This is a genomic window from Microbacterium sp. Root280D1 (genome assembly GCF_001428975.1).
Taxonomy (GTDB): domain Bacteria; phylum Actinomycetota; class Actinomycetes; order Actinomycetales; family Microbacteriaceae; genus Microbacterium.
On record NZ_LMJK01000002.1, the window covers coordinates 1,149,600 to 1,174,843 of the forward strand.

Annotated in this window: 23 protein-coding genes; 2 read left to right on the forward strand and 21 right to left on the reverse strand. The window is 67.9% G+C overall.

All coding sequences use genetic code 11. From position 1 onward, the window contains the following. Positions 1 to 16: 16 nt before the first annotated feature. The 8 genes from uvrC to ASE34_RS11835 are packed head-to-tail and all read right to left on the reverse strand — an operon-like array spanning position 17 to position 9,355. Positions 17 to 1,930, reverse strand: a complete 1,914-nt coding sequence (gene uvrC, locus ASE34_RS11800; protein ID WP_056278933.1) for an excinuclease ABC subunit UvrC — start codon at positions 1,928 to 1,930, stop codon at positions 17 to 19. Further along, positions 1,930 to 4,818, reverse strand: a complete 2,889-nt coding sequence (gene uvrA, locus ASE34_RS11805; protein ID WP_053096663.1) for an excinuclease ABC subunit UvrA — start codon at positions 4,816 to 4,818, stop codon at positions 1,930 to 1,932. The genes uvrC and uvrA overlap by 1 nt, the downstream gene beginning before the upstream one ends. Positions 4,819 to 4,876: 58 nt before the next feature. Continuing rightward, on the reverse strand, positions 4,877 to 5,407 hold the full coding sequence (locus ASE34_RS11810) for a hypothetical protein (RefSeq protein ID WP_157538213.1): 531 nt from the start codon (positions 5,405 to 5,407) through the stop codon (positions 4,877 to 4,879). Further along, entirely contained in the window at positions 5,404 to 6,663 is a 1,260-nt protein-coding gene (locus tag ASE34_RS11815; protein WP_056278935.1) for a DUF58 domain-containing protein, read from the reverse strand. Before ASE34_RS11815 ends, ASE34_RS11810 begins: the two co-directional genes overlap by 4 nt. Beyond that, positions 6,660 to 7,625 carry an AAA family ATPase gene (locus ASE34_RS11820; protein WP_056278936.1) on the reverse strand — a complete coding sequence of 322 codons (966 nt, stop codon included), beginning with the start codon at positions 7,623 to 7,625 and terminating at the stop codon, positions 6,660 to 6,662. Before ASE34_RS11820 ends, ASE34_RS11815 begins: the two co-directional genes overlap by 4 nt. A gap of 10 nt (positions 7,626 to 7,635) precedes the next feature. Beyond that, the gene (locus ASE34_RS11825) at positions 7,636 to 8,163 is read right to left on the reverse strand and encodes a hypothetical protein (RefSeq protein WP_157538214.1); all 528 of its coding nucleotides are present in this window, start codon (positions 8,161 to 8,163) and stop codon (positions 7,636 to 7,638) included. Further along, positions 8,160 to 8,891 (reverse strand): DUF4129 domain-containing protein, encoded by a 732-nt coding sequence (locus ASE34_RS11830; RefSeq protein WP_082586607.1) that lies wholly within the window; start codon positions 8,889 to 8,891, stop codon positions 8,160 to 8,162. The genes ASE34_RS11825 and ASE34_RS11830 overlap by 4 nt, the downstream gene beginning before the upstream one ends. A gap of 20 nt (positions 8,892 to 8,911) precedes the next feature. Next, a complete protein-coding gene (locus ASE34_RS11835) occupies positions 8,912 to 9,355 on the reverse strand; it encodes a MarR family winged helix-turn-helix transcriptional regulator (RefSeq protein WP_053096674.1) in 444 nt (147 codons plus the stop codon). Between the two features lie 45 nt (positions 9,356 to 9,400). Between ASE34_RS11835 and ASE34_RS18165 the strand changes: the two genes are divergently transcribed. After that, positions 9,401 to 9,643, forward strand: coding sequence for a hypothetical protein (locus ASE34_RS18165; protein WP_053096676.1), 243 nt, complete (start codon positions 9,401 to 9,403; stop codon positions 9,641 to 9,643). 59 nt (positions 9,644 to 9,702) lie between these two features. On the opposite strand, the gene ASE34_RS11840 is transcribed toward ASE34_RS18165, so the two are convergent. The 12 genes from ASE34_RS11840 to rpsA form a co-directional block, all read right to left on the reverse strand. After that, entirely contained in the window at positions 9,703 to 10,035 is a 333-nt protein-coding gene (locus tag ASE34_RS11840; RefSeq protein WP_230100727.1) for a TfoX/Sxy family protein, read from the reverse strand. A gap of 19 nt (positions 10,036 to 10,054) precedes the next feature. Next, the gene (gene uvrB / locus ASE34_RS11845) at positions 10,055 to 12,127 is read right to left on the reverse strand and encodes an excinuclease ABC subunit UvrB (protein WP_053096678.1); all 2,073 of its coding nucleotides are present in this window, start codon (positions 12,125 to 12,127) and stop codon (positions 10,055 to 10,057) included. A gap of 65 nt (positions 12,128 to 12,192) precedes the next feature. Next, a complete protein-coding gene (locus ASE34_RS11850) occupies positions 12,193 to 12,978 on the reverse strand; it encodes a GNAT family N-acetyltransferase (protein WP_056279123.1) in 786 nt (261 codons plus the stop codon). A 67-nt stretch (positions 12,979 to 13,045) separates the two neighbouring features. Next, positions 13,046 to 14,257, reverse strand: coding sequence for an MFS transporter (locus tag ASE34_RS11855; RefSeq protein WP_082586632.1), 1,212 nt, complete (start codon positions 14,255 to 14,257; stop codon positions 13,046 to 13,048). Further along, the gene (gene coaE, locus ASE34_RS11860; protein ID WP_056278940.1) at positions 14,254 to 14,853 is read right to left on the reverse strand and encodes a dephospho-CoA kinase; all 600 of its coding nucleotides are present in this window, start codon (positions 14,851 to 14,853) and stop codon (positions 14,254 to 14,256) included. The genes ASE34_RS11855 and coaE overlap by 4 nt, the downstream gene beginning before the upstream one ends. A 32-nt stretch (positions 14,854 to 14,885) precedes the next feature. After that, positions 14,886 to 15,470: a CoA-binding protein gene (locus ASE34_RS11865; RefSeq protein ID WP_082586608.1), complete on the reverse strand. Its 585-nt coding sequence runs from the start codon at positions 15,468 to 15,470 to the stop codon at positions 14,886 to 14,888. Continuing rightward, on the reverse strand, positions 15,467 to 16,771 hold the full coding sequence (locus tag ASE34_RS11870) for an O-acetylhomoserine aminocarboxypropyltransferase/cysteine synthase family protein (RefSeq protein WP_056278941.1): 1,305 nt from the start codon (positions 16,769 to 16,771) through the stop codon (positions 15,467 to 15,469). The genes ASE34_RS11865 and ASE34_RS11870 overlap by 4 nt, the downstream gene beginning before the upstream one ends. Further along, positions 16,768 to 18,768 carry an acetate--CoA ligase gene (gene acs / locus ASE34_RS11875; protein WP_056278942.1) on the reverse strand — a complete coding sequence of 667 codons (2,001 nt, stop codon included), beginning with the start codon at positions 18,766 to 18,768 and terminating at the stop codon, positions 16,768 to 16,770. Before acs ends, ASE34_RS11870 begins: the two co-directional genes overlap by 4 nt. A 2-nt stretch (positions 18,769 to 18,770) precedes the next feature. Next, positions 18,771 to 19,631: an ABC transporter permease gene (locus ASE34_RS11880; RefSeq protein WP_150115086.1), complete on the reverse strand. Its 861-nt coding sequence runs from the start codon at positions 19,629 to 19,631 to the stop codon at positions 18,771 to 18,773. Beyond that, positions 19,628 to 20,674 (reverse strand): aliphatic sulfonate ABC transporter substrate-binding protein, encoded by a 1,047-nt coding sequence (locus ASE34_RS11885; protein ID WP_056278943.1) that lies wholly within the window; start codon positions 20,672 to 20,674, stop codon positions 19,628 to 19,630. Before ASE34_RS11885 ends, ASE34_RS11880 begins: the two co-directional genes overlap by 4 nt. Next, complete coding sequence (locus ASE34_RS11890; RefSeq protein ID WP_056278944.1) at positions 20,671 to 21,522, reverse strand: ABC transporter ATP-binding protein; 852 nt, start codon at positions 21,520 to 21,522, stop codon at positions 20,671 to 20,673. Before ASE34_RS11890 ends, ASE34_RS11885 begins: the two co-directional genes overlap by 4 nt. Positions 21,523 to 21,655: 133 nt before the next feature. Beyond that, the gene (rpsA, locus tag ASE34_RS11895; RefSeq protein WP_053096692.1) at positions 21,656 to 23,110 is read right to left on the reverse strand and encodes a 30S ribosomal protein S1; all 1,455 of its coding nucleotides are present in this window, start codon (positions 23,108 to 23,110) and stop codon (positions 21,656 to 21,658) included. Positions 23,111 to 23,313: 203 nt separating this feature from the next. Here rpsA and ASE34_RS11900 point away from each other — a divergent pair, with 203 nt between their 5' ends. Further along, a complete protein-coding gene (locus tag ASE34_RS11900) occupies positions 23,314 to 24,249 on the forward strand; it encodes a 5'-3' exonuclease (protein ID WP_056278945.1) in 936 nt (311 codons plus the stop codon). Between the two features lies 1 nt (position 24,250). On the opposite strand, the gene ASE34_RS11905 is transcribed toward ASE34_RS11900, so the two are convergent. After that, entirely contained in the window at positions 24,251 to 25,237 is a 987-nt protein-coding gene (locus tag ASE34_RS11905; RefSeq protein ID WP_056278946.1) for a PHP domain-containing protein, read from the reverse strand. Positions 25,238 to 25,244: the final 7 nt, after the last annotated feature.

The window sequence follows — 25,244 nt, forward strand, 5'->3', positions numbered from 1 at the left end:
CCCCGCTGGCTCCAGCCTAGCGAGTGGAGAGATGCGTATGGATGTTCTGTGCGAGGACAGGACCGATCCCCTGCACCTCCTGGATCGCCTCCAGAGGTGCGGAGCGCAGCGCGGTGACGGAGCCGAAGTGCTTCAGGAGGACCTTGATCCTCGAGGAGCCGAGGCCTGGCACCTCGGCCAGGATCGATGTGATGTCATTCTTGCGTCGTTTGCGCTGGTGCGTGATCGCGAACCGGTGGGCCTCGTCTCTCAGCCGCTGCAGCAGGTAGAGCGACTCGCTGGTGCGCGGCAGGATCACCGGGAAGTCCTCCCCCGGGAGCCAGATCTCCTCGAGCCGTTTGGCGATGCCGCACACGGCGATCTCGGTGTGCCCGGCGTCTCGCAGTGCCCGTGCCGCCGCTTCGACCTGGGGCTGTCCGCCGTCGACCAGCAGCAGCTGCGGCGGATAGGCGAAGCGCGGTTTGCGCTTGACCTCCACGACGACGTCATCGGACTCGTCTCCCGCCTCCACGGGGACCGCTGCAGATGCGGGCTCATCGATCTCTTCCGGACGATCGAGGTAGGCGAGTCGACGACGCAGCACCTGGTACATCGAGTCCGTATCGTCGGTGGTCTCGGCGATGTTGAACGACCGGTACTGGTCTTTGCGGGGAAGTCCGTCTTCGAAGACCACCATCGAGGCGACGACGTTCGTGCCACCGAGGTGCGAGATGTCGAAGCACTCGATGCGAAGCGGCGCCTCCGACATCCCCAACGCCTCCTGCAGATCGGTCAGAGCCTGGGTTCGTGCGACGTAGTCGCTCGTACGACGGGTCTTGTACCTGATCAGGGCCTGCTGCGCGTTGAGGGTCGCCGTGCGCATGAGATCAGCGCGTTGCCCCCGTTGGGCGATGGCGATCTCGACCTTCTTGCCTCGCCGCTCGCGCAGCCAGACCTCGAGCTCGGCCGCGTCGTCGGGAAGGGTCGGCACGATGATCCGCCGGGGCACATCCTGCGCATCGCCGTACGCGCGCTGCAGCACCTGGTCGACGAGATCGGCTGTCGAGATGTCGATCTCCTTCTCGATCGTCATCGCGCGAACACCGCGGACGCGCCCGCCGCGGATCACGAAGTGCTGCACGGCGGCAGCCAGCTCGTCTTCCGCGATGCCGAAGAGGTCGGCATCCTCGTCGGTCGCGAGCACGAGCGCGCTCTTGCCGAGCACGGCCTCGATCGCGGTGAGCTTGTCACGGTATCTGGCGGCGGCCTCGTAATCCATCGCGGCCGACGCCGCCAGCATCCGTTTGGTCAGCTCTCGGGTGAAGCGCTCATCGCCGCCCGCCATGAAGGCGACGAAGTCGTCGACCATGGCACGGTGCTCCTCGATCGTCACCGTCATCGAGCACGGCCCGCCGCACTTGCCGATCTGCCCGGGAAAGCACGGCCGGCCGGTCTGCATCGCGCGTTTGTAGCTGGAGTCGCTGCAGGTGCGGATCGGGAATGCCTTGACCATCAGGTCGATCGTCTCGTGCACCGCCCAGACCTTGGGATAAGGACCGAAATAGCGGGCACCGGGAATCTTGCGGTTCCTGGTCACGATCACGCGCGGCGCCTCATCACCCAGGGTCACGGCCATGAACGGGTAGGACTTGTCGTCCTTGTAGCGGACGTTGAAGGGCGGATCGAACTCCTTGATCCACATGTACTCCAGCTGAAGCGAGTCCACGTCCGTCGAGACGACGGTCCACTCGACGGACGACGCCGTGGTGACCATCCGCCGCGTGCGTTCGTGGAGCGTGCGCAGCGGAGCGAAGTAGTTCGACAGTCGCTGGCGCAGGTTCTTGGCCTTGCCGACGTACAGCACGCGTCCATCAGCATCGCGGAAGCGGTACACGCCGGGGTTCGTGGGGATCTCACCAGCCCGCGGCTTGTACGGCAGGACGTCGGCCATCAGCTGGCCTTCCGCGCAGAGCGCCCCTCACCCAGGATCTCGGCGAGGAACTGACCCGTGTGGCTGTCCTCGACTCGCGCGATCTGCTCGGGAGTGCCGGTCGCCAGGATCTCGCCGCCGCCCGAGCCGCCCTCGGGCCCGAGGTCGATCACCCAGTCCGCGGACTTGATCACATCGAGGTTGTGCTCGATGACGATCACCGTGTTGCCCTTGTCGACGAGTCCGTTCAGTACCTCGAGGAGCTTGCGCACGTCCTCGAAGTGCAGACCGGTGGTCGGCTCGTCGAGGACGTAGATGCTGCGACCGTTGCTGCGCCGCTGGAGCTCGGTGGCCAACTTGACGCGCTGAGCCTCGCCGCCGGAGAGAGTCGTCGCCGACTGACCGAGGCGCACATACCCGAGCCCGACGTCGACGAGGGTCTTCATGTAGCGGTGGATCGCCTGAATGGGCTCGAAGAACTCGGCCGCTTCCGCGATCGGCATCTCGAGGACCTCGGCGATGTTCTTGCCCTTGTAGTGCACCGACAGCGTGTCGCGGTTGTAGCGCTTGCCGTGGCAGACCTCGCAGTCGACGTACACGTCGGGCAGGAAGTTCATCTCGATCTTGATCGTGCCGTCGCCCGAGCACGCCTCGCAGCGGCCGCCCTTGACGTTGAAGCTGAATCGCCCTGGCTGATAGCCACGGACCTTCGCCTCGGGGGTCTCGCTGAACAGCGAGCGGATGCGGTCGAACACGCCGGTGTAGGTGGCCGGGTTGGACCGCGGCGTGCGGCCGATCGGTGCCTGATCGACGTGCACGACCTTGTCGAGGTTGTCGAGCCCTGACACACGCGTGTGCTTTCCGGGAACCGTGCGGGCGCCGTTGAGCCGCGAGGCCAGCACCTGGTACAGGATGTCGTTGACGAGCGACGACTTGCCCGAACCCGACACGCCGGTCACCGCCGTGAGAACGCCCAGCGGGAAGTTCACGCTGACGTTCTTGAGGTTGTTCTCGCGGGCGCCGACCACGCTCAGCATGCGCTTCTTGTCGAGCTTGCGACGCTTCGCCGGAGTGGGGATCTCGCGCGCACCCGAGAGGTATTCGCCCGTCATCGAGTTCGGCTCGTTCAACAGAGCCGAATACGGACCGGAATGCACGACCTCTCCACCGTTCACGCCGGCACCCGGTCCGATGTCGACGACCCAGTCAGCGGCTTCGATCGTCTCTTCGTCGTGCTCGACGACGATGAGCGTGTTCCCGAGGTCGCGAAGTTTCAGAAGGGTGTCGATCAGACGACGGTTGTCACGCTGGTGCAGACCGATCGACGGCTCGTCGAGGACGTAGAGGACGCCGGTGAGCCCGGAGCCGATCTGCGTCGCCAGCCGGATGCGCTGCGCTTCTCCACCGGAGAGCGACCCGGCGGACCGGCTGAGGTTGAGGTAGGAGAGCCCGACCTGCAGGAGGAAGTCGAGTCGCAGGCGGATCTCACGCAGCACCTGAGCCGCGATCTTCGCCTCACGATCGGTGAGGGTGAGGGTCTCCATGAACGACCGCGCGTCGGCAAGGCTCAGGTGCGACACCTCGGCGATCGAATGCCCGTGCACCTGCACCGCGAGCACCTCGGGCTTGAGTCGGTTGCCGTCGCACACCGGGCAGGGGACCTCGCGGAGGTACTCGCCCCAGCGCGAGCGCTGCGTGTCGGACTCGGCCTGGGCGTACTGCCGCTCGATGTACGGCACGACGCCTTCGAACCCCGATGCATAGCGCATCTCGCGCCCATAGCGGTTCTTGAACTTGACGGTGACCTTGTAGTTGTCGCCGCGCAGGATCGCGTCCTGAACGTCGACGCGCAGATCCTGCCACGGGGTGTCGAGAGAGAAGTTGAGGTCGTCGGCCAATCCCTCGAGCAGCCGCTCGTAGTACTGGAAGAGTCCCTTGCCCTGAGTGGTCCACGGGATGATCGCGCCCTCGCGGATGGAGAGCTCCTCGTCGCCGAGCATCAGGTCGATGTCGACGGACATGCGGGTGCCGAGACCCGAGCAGGCCGGACAGGCACCGAAGGGCGCGTTGAACGAGAACGTGCGTGGTTCGATCTCGGTGAGGGTGAGCGCGTGGCCGTTCGGGCAGGCGAGCTTCTCGGAGAAGGACTGCCACGCGTCGTCGCCCTCTGCGTCGACGTAGTTGATCTGCACCACGCCGCCGGCGAGCCCGAGCGCCGTCTCGACCGAGTCCGTGACTCGACCGAGGATGTCGTCTGCCGCGACGAGGCGGTCGACGACGACGGCGATGTCATGCTTGTAGCTCTTCTTGAGCGTGGGCGGCTCGGCGAGCTGGATGAGGTCGCCGTCGACGATCGCGCGCGAGTAGCCCTTGGCCCCCAGCTCGCGGAACAGGTCGACGAACTCGCCCTTCTTCTGCGAGACGATGGGCGCGACGATCTGGTAGCGGGTGCGCTCGGGCAGCTCCATGAGCTGGTCGGCGATCTGCTGGACGGTCTGACGTTGGATGCGCGCACCGCACTCGGGGCAGTGCGGAATCCCGATCCGCGCCCACAGCAGACGCATGTAGTCGTAGATCTCGGTGATGGTTCCGACCGTGGACCGCGGGTTGCGGTTGGTCGACTTCTGGTCGATCGACACCGCAGGGCTGAGGCCCTCGATGAAGTCGACGTCCGGTCGGTCGACCTGACCGAGGAACTGACGCGCGTAGGCGCTCAGCGACTCGACGTAGCGACGCTGTCCTTCAGCGAAGATCGTGTCGAAGGCCAGACTGGACTTTCCCGATCCGGACAGGCCGGTGAACACGACGAGGGAGTCGCGTGGGATGTCGATGTCGACGTTCTTGAGATTGTGTACGCGGGCACCGCGGACACTGAGTTTTCCTGGGGTTGCAACCGGGACGATAGGCACTGATCAAGTCTACGAGTGGCCACCGACATTGGCTCCGTGAGGGCTCACAGGGAAGCGATCAGTGCTCTCGAGTACCGCGGTTCGCCCGCGTGAGCAGGGTCGCGACGAGTGCGACCACGGCTCCGGCCCCGACGACAGCGGCCCAGGGCACTGTCGGCAGCGACGCGGGGGTGTCGATGCGCATGACCACCATGACGGCCACGGTGATCGGCTGGGCGATCGCCTGCACGACGATCAGCCTCACCAGGCTCGGACGGAGGACGGTCACGATCACGCGGGAGCCGGCCGGGATCACGAGGGAGAGCGACATGAGGACATGGATCACCTGCACCGCGAGCACAGCGATCATCGCGCGCCCGACGTCGGGCTCCGAGATCAGCATCCCGATCACGAGGCATCCGATCGACCCCCAGGCCGCGAAGGTCTGCGGAAGAGCGGCGGCGATGATCGCCAGGACGACTGCCGCCACCTGCCATCCGAGCAACGGGCACAGCATCGCAGCACCCGCGGCGACGGCGACGACGAGCGCGCCCCTCACGACGAGTCCCGGGACGGAAGGACCCGTCCGTAGCGTGTCGTTCGCTCTCATCGCCCGGCCCTCGCGATCGCACGCATCGCCGAGGACGGGTCCGAGGCCCACGAGACCACGTCGACTCCGGCGCCGTGGAGATCCGCGAACACGTTCCCCCTCTCTGCGAGCACGGTGCGCAAGCCGATCAGCTGCGCACGGGTGAGCCGAGCACGGTCGAGCGGAGGGAGGACATCGACGGCGACGACTCTGTGGCCGCTGGCCCTCCACATCAGCGCGGTCCGAGCGGCGGCGCCCTCGAAGAAGGTCGACAGCACGAAGACCACCGAGCCGTGCGGCACGGGAGGAGTGCGACGGAAAGTCGCGTCGTCTCTCGCCTGGCCCGTCGCGGCGATGGCCGCCATGACCCGTGCCAGGTGCCTCGAGCCGCCGCCGCTCCTCAACGACCGGCCGCCGTGCACGAGCACGTGAAGTGCGACGCGGTCGCCCTCGCCTATGGCCGAGTCGGCGATGGCTCGCGCAGCCTCCCTCACGAGGTCGAGGGAGGTCACGCCGCTGCGTTCGCGGTCGCCGCTCCCCCACGAGGCGACGACCTCACCCAGATCCTCAGACGTGTCCATGGCGACCACGACCGACGAGTCGCTGAGCGTATTGGTCCGACGGACCATCAGATCGCCTGGCCGACGGGACATCCGCGCCGTCGCCCGCCAGTCCACGCGGCGGAGTTCGTCGCCGGGCGCGAAGGGGTGGATGTCCCGGAAGTCGCCGCCCTGACCCGCCCGACGCCCCTCGTGCGCGCCGTGCGACCCCGTCAGTCGTCGCGGCAGCGGGAGCGCGTCGAGTGATCGGCGGGGCGGGGCCACCTGACGCCTGATGGCGGCGAGGTCCGACGTCGACGAGAGCGCCGCTCCCTCGAAGGAGAACCCCCTCGCTGCCGCCTGGACCGGGATCGTCGGACCGGAGTGCAGGACCTTGCTCCGCGCAGTGAATGTGAAGCCACCGCCGGGCACGATCACGCGTCTGCTGCGACGCTCCGACTGCACGACCACCACCTCGACGGCATCCGCATCGCTGTCCACCGCGATCGATGTGAGCAGCTCGCCATCGCGCCCGGGCACCGGGTCGATCGCGATCTTCGCCACCGCGCCGGATGTGCCCCGCGCGATCGCGAGACCGCTCCAGATGGCCAGAGGAAGCCCCATCGCCACCACGTCGGGTCTTCCCGCGAGAAGGCCGACCGCGGCGAGCAGGGCAGCGCCTCCGATCGCCACGGACAACACAGGACCGCGACGCCCCGCGTCGGGTCCGTCCGTCATCCGAGCACTCCGACGGTCGGCGGAACAGCCACCTGTCCGACGACCGAGCGCACCACATCGGATGCCGACGCGCCCTGGGCCCACGCCTGAGGTGTGAGCGTGAGACGATGCGCCAGCACGGGCACGGCGATCCGCTTGATGTCGTCCGGACGGACGAAGTCGCGGCCATCCAGAGCCGCGAGCGCTCGTCCCAGCAGCAGCAGCCCCAGAGAACCGCGCGGCGACGCACCGACCTCGACGTTGGCCGCGGTCCGGGTGGCGCGTGCGATCTCGACGCAGTAGCGCGAGATGTCCGGGTCGACGTGGATGGCCTCGACGGCCTCCTGCAGGGAGATGAGCTGAGCGGCGTCGATGACCGGAGCGATGTGAGCAGCCTCCTGGCGCCTGCTCACGCGGTTCTCCAGGATGCGGGCCTCGCTCTCCGCCGCCGGATAGCCGACGGACAGCCGCACCATGAACCTGTCGAGCTGTGCCTCGGGCAGCGCGTACGTGCCCTCGTACTCGATCGGATTCGACGTCGCGATCACATGGAACGGCGCGGGCAGCGCGAAGCTGTTGCCCTCGACGGTCACCTGACGCTCCGCCATCGCCTCGAGCATCGCCGACTGCGTCTTCGGCGTGGTCCTGTTGATCTCGTCGGCGAGCAGCAGTCCGGTGAAGATCGGCCCCGGCCGGAAGACGAAGTCCCCCGAGTCCGGAGCGTAGACGTACGACCCCGTGACATCGCCGGGGAGCATGTCCGGAGTGCACTGCAAGCGCCGGAACGACAGCCCCAGCGCCGAGGCGAGGCTGCGCGCGGCGAGCGTCTTCCCCAGGCCCGGCACATCCTCGAACAGCACGTGACCGCCGGCGAGGATCGAGGCCAGAGCGATCTCGACCGGGTCGTCCATGCCCACGACGACTGTTCGCACGGCAGCCAGGATCCGGGCTCCGGTGGCGGCGATCTCTGCGGGGCTCGTCATGGCATCTCCTTCATCGACGCGGCGGCGAGGGCCGCCCGTGGTCGGGGGTCGGTACGTGCAACCGGGGTGACGGTTCGTCCGGCGAGGTGGGATCCAGTCGATCGATCGCGTCCAGCGCCCTCTCGACGTCGACGATCGTCGTCTCCGGTCCCGTCAGGCGCTCCCAGACTCCCGGGTCGATCAGCCGCGGGAGTCGGTCGCGGTGGGCAGGGTCATCCGGATCCACTCCGTGGCGCATCAGCCGCTGACGCAGGATCACCCCGACACGGCGCGTGATCTGCGCTCCCGCGATGCCGGTGTGTGTGTTCAGTGCCCACGCCATGCGAGAGATCTCGGTAGGTCGTCGATCCGGCTCCACGTCTATGCGCGGCGCGTCGAACCCCGGCTCGAGCGGCATCGCGAGCTGCGCGAGCAGACCGACCGCACCGATCAGGAGACCCCATGCGATCACGAACGGCCAGGTGAAGCCGAAGCCGAGGAGCGCCAGAGCGACGAGGACCGCCGCCCCCGCTGCGACCAGCGTTCTGCGGACAGTCACCGCCACACCTCCTCGATGCGTCGCAGGGCCTCTCTCGCCGAGGCCCGGTCGCCCTCGTCGGCCGACCCGGCTCCGAATCGGACGCTCTCGTAGAGACGCAGCAGCGACGCGGCGTCGCCGGCCACCCCGGGCCGCAGAGTGATGATCCGCACCACGAACTCGCCGGGAGTCTCGGTCGCCGCTCGCTTCACCCCTGCGTCTGCGGCACTCTCTTCGAGGCCGATCCACGCGGCGACGATGGCATCAGACGCTCGGGCGCGCTCGTCTATCTGCATGAGCGCCCCGGCGATCCCGCGCTGCATCACAGCGACGGCGATCTCGGGTTCCGGCGCCGAGGTGAGGTGATCGACCTCGGATGCGACCGCCGCCGCGTCACGACGGCCCAGCGGGCGATCCCGCCACGCTCGCAGCAGGGCTCTCGCGGCGATCACGAGGAGCTCGATGAGCCCCGCAGCGACCAGCGCCATGAGGATCACGGCGAGCGTCTGAACGACCGCGGCGGCGGTGGAGTCGATCTCCATCGGCTCGGGAACCCCGGTGGCACCCGGATCACTGGATGGCAGCGGCTCCGCTGTCCCCCGAGGAATCGGCGCGGCGGGGCGGAACGTCGGCGCGCCCTGGATCGCCGCAGCGATCATGGCCACGACGAAGAGTCCCACGACGAGAGTCGAGAGGACCATGCGATCGACGCTCCGGCGCGCAAGACGCGTCTGGGGTTCGCTCGGCATGCCCACACCCTACGGTGCGGTCACTCCATGGCGGGGCGGCGACCCGCGAATGCCGACAACCCGTCGCGCAGTGTGGCTACCTGCTCGAGATCCATCCCCACGGCGGCCATCACCTGTCGAGGAACGTCGAGAGCGCGATCTCGCAGAGCTCGACCCGTGTCCGTGAGGGTGATGTCGAGACGGCGCTCGTCCTCGACGCTGCGTTGTCTGGCGACCAGCCCATCGGCTTCCAGACGCTTCACCAGGGGAGACGCCGTCGCCGGCTCGAGAGCGAGGTCAGCCGCAAGATCGTTCAAGGGACGCGGAGCACGCTCCCAGAGCGCCAGCATCACGAGATACTGCGGATGCGTGAGCCCGAGCGGCTCGAGGATCGGCCGGTAGATCGCCACGACGTTGCGCGCTGCGGTCACCAGGGCGAAGCAGAGCTGATTGTCGAGTTTGAGCAGGTCGTCCGATGCGGTCACGGCTTCGAATATACATTGACCCTAATAGTTAGTACACTAAGCAACATGGCCAGTTCTGACGATCGACCTCCGCTCCGCACTCGGATTCGCGAGGCCGGAGGACTGTACGCGTGGATCAACTCGAATCTGATCCGCTTCGCGGGCCCCGCCTCCGTCGGCCCTTACGAAAAGACTCCCCCGCCGAGCCCGTCCGAGCGGGCGGAGCGCGCCTGCCCGTTGTGCGGTGCGCCGATGAGCGAGCACGAGATCGACCGTTCAGGTCCGAAGACCCTCGTTCACTGCCCCTGACACAGGCTCTCACCCGTCGGCTGAGACTCGCCCTCGCGCGTCAGCGGAGACTCTCGCTCTCAGTCGTCGCGCTGCGCGTCTTGGCGTGCGACGTCGAGCCACGAGGCGAGATCGTCGTCGTCGACGAGCACGCTCGGCGATACATCGAGCCAGCTGGTGCCCATCGTCCGCGCACCCATGACCGCGACCGCCACCCCGGGGCGGGTGATCAGCGAGTCACCGTGCTCGCCATCGACCCGGACGAGCAGAACCCCGCCCGCGCGCGCTCCGACGAGGATGTGCCCATCGAGGAGGAAGGCGCGCGTGCCGAACATGCGCTTCTCCTCGACGTTCTCATCGAGTGTGAGGAGCGCTCGCACTCGATCGGCGAGCTCCTCGCCCGCTGCATCCATCCTGGTGCCTCCGAGCTTCTCAGGCGTGGCCGGCCTTCTCCATCGCGCGCAGTTCCTTCTTCATGTCCTGCACCTCGTCGCGCAACCGCCCGGCGAGCTCGAACTTGAGCTCGGCGGCAGCCGCGAGCATCTGATCCGAGAGGTCCTGGATCACCGCTTCGAGCTGCTGAGCTCCTTCTGCGGCGATGCCGGTGCGCCGCAGGTTCGGCGTCGGCGACTTGCCCTTGCCGGTCGCTCTCCCGCGCCCGGACATCATCTCAGCGGTGTCGGCGCCCTCACGCGCGAGCACCTCGGTGATGTCGGCGATCCGTTTACGCAGCGGCTGGGGGTCGATACCGTTCTCGAGGTTGTACGCGACCTGCTTCTCGCGGCGGCGATCGGTCTCTTCGATCGCCTTCGCCATCGAGTCGGTGATCTTGTCGGCGTACATGTGCACTTCGCCGGAGACGTTTCGCGCCGCGCGACCGATCGTCTGGATGAGCGAGGTGCCTGACCGGAGGAAGCCTTCCTTGTCGGCGTCGAGAATCGCGACGAGGGACACCTCAGGCAGGTCGAGCCCCTCTCGGAGCAGGTTGATTCCCACGAGGACGTCGTACACCCCGGCACGCAGTTCGCTGAGCAGCTCGACCCGTCGCAGAGTGTCCACGTCCGAGTGCAGGTATCGCACGCGTACGCCGTGCTCGCCGAGGAAGTCCGTGAGCTCCTCGGACATCTTCTTCGTGAGTGTCGTGACGAGCACACGCTCGTCACGCTCGACCCGAAGCCGGATCTCCTCGAGGAGGTCGTCGATCTGCCCCTTCGACGGCTTCACGATGATGTGCGGGTCGACGAGTCCGGTCGGGCGGATGATCTGCTCGACCACGCCGTCGGCGATCCCCATCTCGTACTTGCCCGGTGTCGCAGAGAGATAGACGGTCTGTCCGATTCGGTTCTTGAACTCGTCCCAGCGCAGCGGCCGGTTGTCCATCGCGCTCGGAAGCCGGAAGCCGTGCTCGACGAGCGTGCGCTTGCGGGAGGCGTCGCCCTCGTACATCGCACCGATCTGCGGCACCGTCACGTGCGACTCGTCGATCACGAGCATGAAGTCGTCAGGGAAGAAGTCGAGCAGCGTGTGCGGCGGCTCGCCGGGCTGGCGCCCGTCCATGTGCCGGGAGTAGTTCTCGATGCCCGAGCAGAACCCGAGCTGCTGCAGCATCTCGAGGTCGAACGTGGTGCGCATCCTCAGGCGCTGGGCCTCGAGGAGCTTTCCCTGACGCTCGAACTCCTTGAGCCGCTCTTCGAGCTCGTGCTCGATCGTGCCGATGGAGCGCTGGATCACGTCGGTGCCGGCGACGTAGTGCGAGGCGGGGAAGATCGGCACGGAGTCGAGCTTCTCGATCACCTCTCCGGTGAGCGGATGCAGCGAATAGAGCGCTTCGATCTCATCGCCGAACAGCTCGATGCGGATCGCGTGCTCCTCGTATACGGGGATGATCTCGATGGTGTCTCCCCGCACGCGGAAGTTGCCTCGGGAGAAGTCGACGTCATTCCGGTTGTACTGCATCGAGATGAACTGTCGGATCAGCGCGTCCCGGTCGTAGCGCTCCCCCACCTGGAGCGCGACCATCGCCCGGAGGTACTCCTCCGGCGCACCCAGACCGTAGATGCAGGAGACCGTCGAGACCACGATCACATCCCGACGGCTCAGCAGCGAGTTGGTCGTCGAGTGGCGAAGACGCTCGACCTCGGAGTTGATCGACGAGTCCTTCTCGATGAAGGTGTCCGTCTGCGGGACGTACGCCTCCGGCTGGTAGTAGTCGTAGTAGGAGACGAAGTACTCGACGGCGTTGTTCGGCATCAGCTCGCGGAACTCGTTGGCGAGCTGCGCGGCGAGAGTCTTGTTGTGCGCGAGGACGAGCGTCGGACGCTGCACCTGCTCGACCAGCCAGGCGGTCGTCGCGGACTTTCCGGTACCCGTGGCACCGAGCAGGACGATGTCTGTCTCGCCGGCGTTGATGCGCGACGCGAGCTCGGCGATGGCCTTCGGCTGGTCGCCGGCGGGCGCGTATTCGCTGATGACCTCGAAAGGACGGACGCTGCGCGTGGTTTGCATACCTCCAGCGTATGCCGGGCCACCGACATCGGGGCCACGAGAGCCCCCAGCGGAATCCCTGCCCGTCAGTCAGTCGACCGCGTCCACACGTAGGGAGTGGTGGTCGTGACCGTGACGAGCCCGGCCCGCTCGAGGATCGGCCGCGAGAACTCCGTGGAATCCGAGTGCAGATACACCTTGCCGAGGGCGAGGGCGGATCGCGCCCGCTGGGCCGTCAGAGCCCGATAGACGCCGCGGCCCCGCCACTCGGGCAGCGTCGCACCTCCCCACAGACCGGCGAATCGCGTGCCCGTGACCGGTTCGAGCCGTCCAGCGCTGATCACCTCGTCTCCGGCGACGGCGGTCCACAGCTCCACCGTGTCGTCCTCGCGGATGCGCTGCAGCGTCGTCTCGACCCGCACCCGCCACCGGGGATCGCCGAACACCCTGCCCTGCATCTCCTCCATCGCGAACACCTCGGTCTCCGTTCGCGCGCGCCGAAGCTCGACTCCGGCGGGGAGCGACACCGGCTGGGCGAGCAGCTCCGCCTCGCCGATCATCACCGACTCCGTCTCCTCCGGCACGAAGCCTCGGCTTTCGAGAGTCCCGCCGAGCCCCGGTGCCCGGTCATGCCCGCGCGTCTTCCACTCGATCGAGTCGATGTCGCTCCGCCTCCCGAAGTGCGCGAGCGCGGCATCGACGAGCGCCTCGATGCCGCCCTGATCGACCCCGCCGAGATCGGCGTAGGACACGAACCCGCGCCCGCCCGGAAAGGCGGCGAGACGCAGCGGTCCGTGCGTCGCCACATCGAGGGCATGCACCACTTCCGCATCCGTGCGCAGCTCGTGGTCGTACGCTGCAAGATGCCTCATGCGCATGGTGCTGGTCCTTCGGGTCGGTCGCGCCGACGAGCGGCTGCGCGGCGGTGCCGCCTCGCGATCATATGCGTCCAGTCGGCGACGACCGGAGCGCGCGCGCCGCGAGTGCCGCCGACACCGCGCACATCGTGATGATCGCGCCCACGAACCACGCCCAGTCCGCCCTGCCGAACACGATTCCCAGCGCCCATCCGAACAGGCTCGAGCCCGCGTAGTAGCCGAAGTAGTAGAGCGACGATGCCTGCGCACGACTGTCCGGCGTGGCAGCGGCCGGAGCCCACCCCGACGCAACCGCATGTGCGCCGAAGAAGCCGCCCGTGAAGAGCAGCAGTCCGAGGACCACCGGCAGCGCGGCCTGGCTGAGCATGGCGAGCGCTCCGATGCCCATCATCGCGATCGAGCACAGCAGCACCGGGTACCGACCGAAGCGAGATGCGAGAGCACCGGCGGTCGGTGACGAGACGGTGCCCGCGAGGTAGGCGAGGAAGAGCAGGGTCACCAGCCAGCTCGGAAGAGAGAACGGCGCGTCGATGAGGTGGAATCCGAGGTAGTTGTACACCGCGACGAACGCCCCCATGAGAAGGAAGCCCTGCGCGTAGAGGGCGAGTTGCGGTGCGGAGCGCATCGGCGACACGAGACGCGCGAGCATCCCGCTTGTCGCACCCTGGCGAAGCCGACCGGGCACGAACCCCCGGGCCTTCGGCGTCAGCCAGAGGAAGAGAGCGGCCGCCATCGCGCAGACACCGGCCACGACCCAGATTCCCGCACGCCACCCCCACTGCTCGCCCGCCAATCCGGACACGACGCGACCGAGCAGACCACCCACGGTCGTCCCGGCGATGTAGCTCCCCGCGGCCGCCGCGGCATGCCGCGCACTCACCTCCTCGCTGAGGTACGCGAGCGCTACGGCCGGCACGGCGCCGAGTGCGATGCCCTCGAGCAGGCGCAGCGCCAGCAGCATCTCCATGCCGGTGCTGAGCGGAGCGACCAGACCCAGAACGGTAGCGGCGAGGATGCCGGTCCCCATCGCCGGCACTCGGCCGATGCGATCCGCGACCATCGACCACGGGATCACCGCCGCCGCGAGACCGAGCGTCGCGGCCGATACAGCGAGTGCCGCGGTGGCAGGCGTGATCCCGAGATCGGACGAGAGCTGCGGCAGAACGGCCTGCGGCGAATAGAGCTGGGCGAATGTCGCGATGCCGGCGAAGAAGAGCCCGACGATGAGACGCCGATAGGCAGGGGATCCGGGTGCGTGACCGGTGAAGGTCACGACGAGCGGATCCGCTCCCACAGGGCATCGGTCTGCAGCATCGTCTGCTCCAGGGATCCGGATGTGTCGACGACCTCATCGGCGATCGCCAGCCGACGCTCGTCCGAGACCTGCGCATCGATCCGCTCCTGCGCAGCCTGTTCCGCCATGCCGCGCAATTCCACGAGCCTCCGTCTGCGCTCCTGGGCAGGCGCATGGGCGACGACGATCAGGTCCCAGGGGTCATCGACGCGCGCCTCGACCAGAAGGGGCACATCGTACACGACCACACCGCCCGGTTCGGCGGCCGCTGCCGCCTCGAATCGTCGCTGCGACTCGGCACGGACGGCCGGATGCACGATCGCGTTCAGTCGTGCCAGCTGCTCCGGATCGGCGAAGACCTTGGCCCCCAGGGCGGCGCGGTCGAGTGCGCCGTCCGCCGAGATGACGTCCGCGCCGAAGGCATCCTCGATCCGAGCCAGAACCTCGGAGCCGGGCGACTGCACGTCGCGGACGATCTGATCGGCGTCGACGACCACCGCGCCGAGCTCTGCGAGTCGTCGTGCGATGGTCGACTTGCCCGAGGCGATGCCGCCGGTGAGCGCGATGAGAGGCATCTCGCCAGTCTAAACGGGGCTGAGATCGTGGATCAGCGGGCCAGCAGCTGCCGTCGCGAGCTGATGACGCCGGTGTCGAAACCGGCCAGGTGGAGGCCTCCGTGGAACCGGGCGTGCTCGATCTTGATGCAGCGATCCATCACCACGGAGAGCCCTGAGCCTTCGGCGATCGCCGCGGCATCCTCATTCCACGATCCCAGCTGCAGCCACAGGGTCTGCGCCCCGGCTTCGATCGCCTCCTGGGCGACGCCGGGCAGGTCGTCATGGCGGCGGAAGACGTCGACGATGTCCGGAACCACGGGCAGGTCGGACAGTGAGGAGTAGACCGGCTGACCGAGGATCTCCGATTCCCGCGGGTTGACGAGATAGACGTCGTATGCGGTGCTGGAGAGCAGGTACGTCGCGACGAAGTACGAGGCGCGCGCGGGATTGTTCGACGCGCCGACGATGGCGACCGACTTCGCGCGTCGCAATATGCCGAAGCGCTGCTGCTGGCTGGGGCCCTCCCAGGTCCGATCCGGGTGCGCCGGCGCGGATGCGGGCAGGGCGCAGGCCGCAGAATCCTGGGCGGTCGGCAGCGCGCAGGCGTCGGCGCCGGTGGTCTCGATTCCGCTCATCGAGTGGCTCCTGTCGCTGTCGTGAGGGCCTGGTCAAGATCCCAGATGATGTCTTCTGCGTCCTCGAGGCCCACCGAGATGCGGATGAGGTCAGGTCGCACGCCCGCCGCGACGAGCTGCGATTCCGTGAGCTGACGGTGGGTCGTCGATGCCGGGTGGATGACGAGCGTGCGCGCGTCCCCGATGTTCGCGAGGTGCGATGCCAGCTGAAGATTCTCGATGAGCGTCTCGCCCGCCGAGCGACCGTCGTCGGCCTTGACCCCGAACGCGAACACCGAACCAGGACCGAGCGGCAGATACTTCGCTGCGCGCTCGTGGTGCGGATGATGCTCGAGACCCGCCCACGTCACATACTCCACCCGGGGGTCGGAGTCGAGCCATTCGGCCACGATCCGCGCGTTCGCAAGGTGCGCATCGATCCGCTGCGGCAGCGTCTCGACTCCCTGGAGGAGGTTGAACGCCGACTGCGCGCTCAGCGCCGGGCCGATGTCACGCAGCTGCTCGGTGCGGAGCTTGGTGAGGAAGCCGTATTCGCCGAAGTTGTCCCACCACTTGATGCCGCCGTACGACTCGACCGGCTCTGTCATCTGCGGGAACCGGCCGTTGCCCCAGTCGAAGGTGCCCTTCTCGATGACGACGCCGCCGAGCGTCGTCCCGTGTCCGCCCAGGAACTTGGTGACCGAATGGATGACGATGTCCGCGCCGTGCTCCAGAGGGCGCGCGAGGTACGGGGTGGCGAGCGTGGCGTCCACGACCAGCGGCACACCTGCGGCGTGAGCGACCTCGGCCAGCCCCTCGATGTCGGCGATCTCACCCGAGGGATTGCCGATCATCTCCACGTAGACGACCTTGGTCTCCGGACGGATGGCGGCGGCATAGTCGGCGGGATCGGTCGACGCGACGAACGTCGTCTCCACGCCGAAACGACGCAGGGTCACGTCGAGCTGGGTCACCGTGCCCCCGTACAGCTGCGCCGCGGCGACCACATGGTCGCCCGCTCCGACGAGCGCCGCGAACGTGATGAACTCCGCGCTCATCCCCGAGGCGGTCGCGACCGCGCCGATGCCGCCCTCGAGCGAGGCCAGGCGTTCCTCGAGCGCGGCGACGGTGGGGTTGCCGATGCGCGAGTAGATGTTCCCGTACTTCTGGAGGGCGAAGAGGTTGCCGGCGTCCGCCGCGTCGTCGAACACGAACGACGTCGTCTGGTAGATCGGCACGGCCCTGGCGCCGGTCGCTGCGTCGGGAGTCCCGCCGGCATGCAGCGCCCTCGTGCGAAACCCGAAGCGATGTTCTTCCGTCATGATGTCCTCAGTTCAGCGTTCTCGAGCACGGCGGCGATCTCGCCGACGGCCCACGGATTCTGCAGCGATGTCGTGTCTCCCAGCGGAGCTGGGGCTCGTCCCGAGCGACGATCCTGCTCGGCCTCCCACAGCTGGGCGAGAAGTCGGCGCATGATCTTTCCCGAGCGGGTCTTCGGCAGGTCGGCGACCACGACGATGTGCTTCGGCTTGGCGACAGGACCTATGGCAGCCGCCACCTGCGACCGCAGCGCGGCGACCGACACCTCGGATCGTCCGGAGGGAGTCACGAAGGCGACCACCGCCTGGCCTGTGATGGGGTCTGCGACGCCGGCCGTTCCCGCTTCGCCCACCGTCTCGTGCGCCACCAGCGCCGACTCGATCTCGATCGTGGACAGCCGGTGGCCCGACACGTTCACCACGTCATCGAGCCGCCCCAGGATCCAGATGTAGCCGTCGGCGTCTCTCGTCGCACCGTCGCCCGCCACGTAGTAGCCGCCGTGTTCGCCGTGCCCGGCGTAGGCGGACCAATACGCATCGCGGTAGCGCTGAGGGTCGCCCCACACCGTCCTCGCCATACCCGGCCACGGGCGGCGCACCACGAGCGTGCCCGACCGGCCGGGAGCGACCTCGTGGCCGTCCGCGTCGACGACCGTCGCATCGATGCCGGGCAGCGGCACGGACGCGGACCCCGGCTTGAGGGTCGTGACCCCGGGCAGCGGCGCGATCATCGCCGCCCCGGTCTCGGATTGCCACCAGGTGTCGATGACCGGCAGCTCATCGCGCCCGAAGTTCCGGCGGAACCAGATCCAGGCCTCCGGATTGATCGCCTCGCCGACGGTCCCGAGCAGACGGAGGGTCGAGAGATCGTGACCCGACGGGAGTTCGGGCCCGAACCAGGTCATGAAGGTGCGGATCAGCGTCGGCGCCGTGTAGTACACCGTCACGCCGTACCGCTCGATGATCTCGAGATGACGTTCGCGATCGGGGGTGTCCGGCGTTCCCTCGTAGATCACCTGGGTCAGCCCGTTGGAGAGAGGCCCGTAGATCTCGTAGGTGTGAGCGGTCACCCACGCGAGATCCGCCGTGCACCAGTGCACGTCGTCGGGCTTCGCGTCGAAGTGCGCCCAGTGTGCCCAGCTCGCATGCGTCAGGTAGCCACCGGAGGTGTGCACGAGGCCCTTGGGCTTTCCGGTGGTCCCCGATGTGTAGATGATGAACAGCGGATGCTCGGAGTCGAACGCCTGCGCGATGTGGTCGGACGAGGCTGTGCCGACCGTGTCGTGCCACCAGACGTCTCTGCCGTCGGTCCACGGCACGTCCTGGCCGGTGCGCCGCAGGACCAGCACATGCTCGAGGTCCGGCAGATCCGCTGCGGCGATGTCGGCCGTCGACTTCACCTCGGTCGCGGTGCCGCGGCGGAACTGCCCGTCGCTCGTGACGAGCAGCTTGGCGCCGGTGTCGATCAGACGGAAGCGCACCGCTTCGGCCGAGAAGCCGCCGAACACCAGTGAGTGCACGGCGCCGATCCGTGCGCATGCGAGCGTGATCACGACCGTCTCGATCAGCACGGGCAGGTAGACGACCACCCGGTCGCCCGGTTCGATGCCGAGCGCGGTCAGCGCGTTCGCCGCCTGCGAGACGCGACGCTGGAGGTCCGCGTACGTGACCGAAGCCCTGTCCCCCGGCTCTCCTTCGAAGTGGAGGGCGATCTTGTCCCCGCGCCCGGCGTCGACATGACGCTCGACGCAGTTGTACGCCACGTTGAGGCGCCCGCCCACGAACCAGCGCGCCGCCGGGACGGCATCGCCCGCAGGCGGATCCCACTCGTGGGCCGTGTGCCAGTGCTCTGCCCAGTCGAGTCGGGACGCGGCCTGCTCCCAGAAGGCCGTGGGATCCGCGGCGGCCCTCGCATACGCCTCATCGGCGACGTTCGCCTGAGCGGCGAACGCAGCAGGGGCCGGGTACGCACGGGTCTCGTGCAGGCGCGCCTCGGTCATCGTCACATCCACCGACGGAGCAGGTACTTCTCGACCACCACGAGGATCGCATTGGTGATCGTGCCGAGCAGCGCCAGCAGGACGATCGAGAGGATGATCCGATCGACGCGGCCGCTGTTCTGCGAGTCGGTCAGCAGGAAGCCGAGTCCCATCGACGACGCGATCAGCTCGGCGGCGACGAGGAACAGCCACGCCTGCGCGAGCGCCAGCCGGAGCCCCGCGGCGACCGACGGCACGACGGCCGGCAGCTGCACCGTGCGGAAGAGAGACCATCCGCGAAGACTGAACGAGCGTCCCGCCTCTACCAGCTGCGGGTCGACGTGGCGGAGTGCGGACGCGACAGTCGTGTAGACCGGGAAGAACGCGCCGATGGCGATCAGCGTCACCTTGGATTCCTCGCCGATCTGCATCCACAGGATCAGCAGCGGCACCCAGGCGAGCGACGGCACCGCTCGGATCGCGGAGAGCGTCGGACTGAGCAGCACGTCGCCGACCCGTGACAGACCGACGATGCCGGCCACCGCGAGTCCGATGACAGAACCGACCGCGAACCCGAGCAGGACCCGTTGCACCGAGATGGCGACGTGCGTCCACAGCGTGCCGCGCTCGGCCAGCTCGACCCCCGCGGTGAAGACGGATGCCGGCGAAGGGAGCAGGTAGGGCGCGACGAGCCCGGTGGTCGTGACCAGCTGCCAGGCACCGACGATGATGAGCGGAAGCAGCAGTCCGCCGACGAGACGCACCGCGGGTCGATCCCAGGCATGACGGGCACCGGCCTCGTCACGACGCCGGACTCCGCGCGCCGCGTCGATCGCATCCTGCGCATCCGCGGGCACCACCACGCGCTGGTCGGGAGTGATCACTCGCCGCCGACCGCCTTCTCGGCGAAGGTGGCGTTGATGAGGGAGTCGAGAGCCTTCTCGACCGAAGCCTCGCCACCCTGGACATCTCCGGATTCGACCAGCACCGGCGCGATCTTCTCGAGCACGGCGATCTGCGCCTCACCGGGGATGCCGCTGACGTCGAGGTTCGACCGCTCCTCGATGACGGTCGTCGCGACCGCGGGGTCGATCCCTGCGACCTCGGCGAGCAGCGCCGCGGTCTCGTCGGGGTTCTCGAGGGCCCACTCGCGCGCCTGCTCGTATGCGTCGACGACCGCCTGCGCGAGGTCCGCGTGGTTCTCGATGAAGTCCTCGGTGGCGTTGAGGAAGCCGTAGGTGTTGAAGTCCACGTTGCGGTAGATGAGCTCATCGCCCGATTCCACCTCGGCCGCGGCCATGATGGGATCGAGGCCCGCCCACGCGTCTACCGAGCCGCTGTCGAGAGCGGCACGGCCGTCGGCGTGCTGGAGGTTCTGGACCTCGACGTCGTCGACCGAGAGGCCTGCTTCCTCAAGAGACTGGAGCAGGAAGAAATAGGGGTCCGTTCCCTTCGTCGCCGCGACCGACTTGCCCGCGAGGTCCTCGACCGAGGTGATGTCGCTGTCGGGGCCGACGACGATCGCCGACCATTCGGGCTGCGAGAAGATGTCGATGACCTGGATCGGTGAGCCGTTCGATCGGGCGAACAGTGCCGCCGAGCCGGCCGTGGAGCCGACGTCGATCGAGCCGGAGCGCAGCAGCTCGTTCGCCTTGTTGGATCCCGCGGACTGCACCCACTCGACCTCGACGTCGTCGCCGAGGATCTCCTCGAGGATCCCCTGGTCGCGGATCACGAGGCTGAGCGGGTTGTAGGTCGCGAAGTCGATGGACAGAGTGTCCGCCGACCACTCCCCCGAGGCTGCCGCGTCGTCGGACGACGAGTCCGAGGCGGTGGCGTTCTCACCGGCGACGCAGCCGGTGGCGACGAGCATCATCGTCCCTGCGATCGTGATCGCGGGGATGATTCGTCGGGTGATGGTGCTCATCGGGTCTCCTCGGTGGCGGTGCGGTGGTGGGTGTCCACGCCGAGTCCTTCGAGGAGCTCTGCGCGGAGGTCGGCGAGACCGCGATCGGCGCGGTCCCGGGGTCGGATGCCGGGGACGGTGATCGCGCGCACGATGGACGGCGCTTCCGTGTCGGCGTCGCCGAGCGTGCGCAGCAGCAGCACACGATCGGCGAGATAGAGGGCTTCTTCGACATCGTGCGTGACGAGGAGCACGGTGGTCGGCTCAGCCGCATGGATCTTGAGGAGCAGATCGTGCATCCGCAGGCGGGTGAGCGCATCGAGCGCACCGAACGGCTCGTCGAGCAGCAGCACGCCGGGATTGCGAGCGAGGGCGCGTGCGAGCGAGGCGCGCTGCGCCATGCCACCCGACACTTCGCGTGGCCGCTGATCAGCGGCCTTCTCGAGGCCGACGAGCTCGATGAGCTCCCGCACACGTTCCCGGCCTTCGCGGCGCGCGGTGCCACGGGGCAGACCGAGTTCGATGTTCTGGGCGATGGTCCGCCATGGCAGCAGGCGGGGCTCCTGGAACGCGACGGCGGTGCGCTCGTCGACGTCGGCCACGCGCGTGTCCTGGATGCGGATGCTGCCGCCGGTCGGCGCATCCAGTCCCCCGACGAGCCGCAGCAACGTCGACTTGCCGCACCCGGAGGGACCGACGATGGCGATGATCTCACCGGCGGCGACGTCGACGTCGACCGCGCGGAGGACGTCGCGCCGGCCGCGGGAGAGCGTGAAGCTGCGCTCCACCCCCTGCAGGCGCACCGGCTGTGCGGTGCCGGCGATCGCCGACGCGCCGGCCGTCGAGGGCGCCGAGAGCAGAGAGGTCATGTCCCCATGCTGTCCAACCCGCCGGAATGTGACGAATGCGAGCGTAATGATCGGTCATGGAGATCCGAGGACGCGTCGAGACGCAGAACGGGCCGCCATCCCGAAGGATGACGGCCCGTTCAGAGCGTGATGCTTAAGCGTTGCCGCCCGAGAGCTTCTCGCGGAGAGCCGCGAGAGCCTCGTCATCCGCGAGCGTGCCCGCGCCTGCGGCCTCGCTCGAGAAGACCTGACCACCGAAGTCGTCTCCAGCGGCCGCCTCGGCCTCGGCTGCCTTGGCAACCTGAGCCTTGTGCGCCTCCCAGCGAGCCTGGGCTGCAGCGTACTCCTGCTCCCATGCCTCGCGCTGGGTGTCGAAGCCTTCCTTCCACGCACCGGTCTCGGGGTCGAAGCCCTCCGGGTACTTGTACTCGCCGGCCTCGTCGTACTCGGCGAGCATTCCGTAGAGCGCCGGGTCGAACTCGGTGCCGTTGACGTCGACTGCCTCGTTCGCCTGCTTCAGCGAGAGCGAGATGCGACGACGCTCGAGGTCGATGTCGATGACCTTGACGAAGACCTCTTCGCCGACCGACACGACCTGCTCGGCCAGCTCGACGTGCTTGCTGGAGAGCTCGGAGATGTGGACGAGGCCCTCGATGCCGTCTGCGACGCGAACGAACGCACCGAACGGAACGAGCTTGGTGACCTTACCCGGCGTGACCTGTCCGATCGCGTGGGTACGGGCGAAGACCTGCCACGGGTCCTCCTGCGTAGCCTTCAGCGACAGGGAGACGCGCTCGCGGTCGAGGTCGACCTCGAGGATCTCGACGGTGACCTCCTGGCCAACCTCGACGACCTCGGAGGCGTGCTCGATGTGCTTCCAGGACAGCTCGGAGACGTGCACGAGGCCGTCCACGCCGCCCAGGTCGACGAATGCACCGAAGTTGACGATCGACGACACGACACCCTTGCGGACCTGACCCTTGTGCAGGTTGTTCAGGAACGTGGTGCGCGACTCCGACTGCGTCTGCTCGAGCAGCGCACGGCGGCTGAGCACGACGTTGTTGCGGTTCTTGTCGAGCTCGAGGATCTTGGCCTCGATCTCCTGGCCGAGGTACGGCGTGAGGTCGCGGACGCGGCGCAGCTCGATGAGCGAGGCCGGCAGGAAGCCGCGGAGGCCGATGTCGACGATGAGTCCACCCTTGACGACCTCGATGACCGTACCGGTGACGACGCCGTCGTTCTCCTTGATCTTCTCGACGTCTCCCCAGGCACGCTCGTACTGAGCACGCTTCTTGGAGAGGATCAGACGGCCTTCCTTGTCCTCCTTCTGGAGAACCAGGGCCTCGACCTCGTCGCCGACCTTGACGACCTCGTTCGGGTCGACGTCGTGCTTGATCGAGAGCTCGCGCGAGGGGATGACGCCCTCGGTCTTGTATCCGACATCGAGGAGGACCTCATCGCGGTCGATCTTGACGATCGTGCCTTCGATGATGTCGCCGTCGTTGAAGAACTTCAGGGTCTTCTCGACCGCGGCCAGGAAGTCCTCAGCAGATCCGATGTCGTTGATGGCGACCTGCTTGGTGGCCGGGGCGGTCGTTGCGGTAGTCATGTAGTGGGTTGTCCTTGTGAATGGAGACTCGGGCTGAGGGCTCCGGCCGCGCACGGCCGATCATGAGCTCTGCAGCGATTGATTGGTTTCTGCCTCCCGGGCATGCATAGGCACGCCACGAGTGACAGTCAAGGTTATCAGATCCCGAGACGATATGACGGACTCGATACCATCCGCGTTCGGCGCGCTGACAGACTGTCTGCATGCCCCGCGCCGACAAGCTCCTCCTGCTCGACACCGCAAGCCTCTACTTCCGTGCGTTCTACGGGGTGCCCGACAAGGTCACGGCGCCGGACGGCTCCCCGATCAACGCCGCACGAGGACTCCTCGACATCATCGCGAAGCTGGTGACGCTGTACGAGCCGACCCATGTGGTCGCGTGCTGGGACGACGACTGGCGACCCCAGTGGCGAGTCGACCTGATCCCCAGCTACAAGGCGCACCGTGTCGTCGAGGTCGTGCCCGCGGGGCCCGACGTCGAGGAGGTCCCCGACCCCCTCGAGGCGCAGATCCCCCTCATCCGCGAGACTCTCGCCCTGCTCGGCATCCCGATCATCGGCGTCGCGGAGCACGAAGCGGACGACGTGATCGGCACGCTCGCGACGCACGCCACCATGCCGGTCGACATCGTCACGGGCGATAGAGACCTGTTCCAGCTCGTCGACGACGCGAGGAACGTGCGCGTCATCTATACCGCACGAGGCATGAGCAATCTCGAGATCGTCACGGATGCCGTGGTCGTCGCGAAGTACGGCGTGCTGCCGAGCCAGTACGCCGACTTCGCGACGATGCGCGGCGACGCATCGGACGGACTTCCCGGCGTGGCCGGCGTCGGCGAGAAGACCGCGGCCACGCTCCTGCAGGCCCATGGCGATCTCGCCGGCATCCGCGCGGCTGCCGAGGCGGGTGAGGGGATGAGCGCCGGGGTCCGGGCGAAGGTGCTCGCCGCCGCGACGTACCTCGAGGTCGCCCCCACCGTCGTCGCCGTCGCGACCGACCTCCCGATCACCTCGCCGAGCGACCCGCTGCGTCCGCTCGACCCGTCCGAGGCTGATGCTGCGACCGCACTGGCTGAGCGGTGGAACCTGGGCGGCTCGATGACCAGGGCCGTCGCCGCGATCGCGACGATCGACGCCTGACTCAGCTCGCCCAGGCCAGCAGTCGGTCGAGACCCCAGGTCGTGATGATGCGGGAGGCAGGCACCCCCGCCTTCTCGGCACGCTCGGCACCGTGATCGAGGAGCGAGAGCTGACCCGGTGCGTGCGCATCCGAGTCGATCGAGAAGAGGCAGCCGGCCTCGAGGGCGAACGCGATCAGATCGTCGGGCGGGTCCTGACGCTCCGGCCGGGAGTTGATCTCGACCGCGACGCCGTTCTCGGCGCATGCGGAGAAGACGGCACGGGCATCGAACTGCGATTCCGGACGAGTGCCTCGGTCCCCCTGCACCAGCCGTCCGGTGCAATGCCCGAGCACGTTCACGCGCGGGTGGCTCACGGCGGCGATCATCCGTGCGGTCATGGGCCGGGCGTCCATCCGCAGCTTCGAATGGACGGATGCGACCACGATGTCGAGCTCCCCGAGGAGGGCGTCCTCCTGATCCAGCGCGCCGTCTTCGAGGATGTCGACCTCGATCCCCGCCAGCAGCGTGAACCCGTCACCCGATTCCGCCCTCACGAGCGGCATCTGCTCGCGCAGCCGCTCCGCGGAGAGTCCGCGGGCGACCCGCAGACGCGGGGAATGATCTGTGATCGCCTGATACTCGTGACCGAGAGCCCGCGCCGCTGACGCCATCACGCCGATAGGCGTGGTTCCGTCCGACCAGTCGGTGTGCGCGTGCAGGTCCCCTCGGAGCTTCGCTCTCAGGGCCGACACGCGCTCGGGCTCCACGTCGCCTCGGAGCTCCACGAGATAGTCGGGAACCTCTCCGCTCTGCGCCTGTCGGATGACTCCGAAGGTCGATTCGCCGATCCCTTTCGCCGCGCGCAGCCTCGTCGGATCCGAGCGCACGTCCTCCGGCAGGTGCTGCAGGGTCGCAGCTGCCTGACGGAAGGCCTTCGCCCGGTACCGCGACGCGCGTTCCCGCTCCAGCAGCGAGGCGATCTCGAGCAGGGCGGCGATCGGGTCCATCACATCT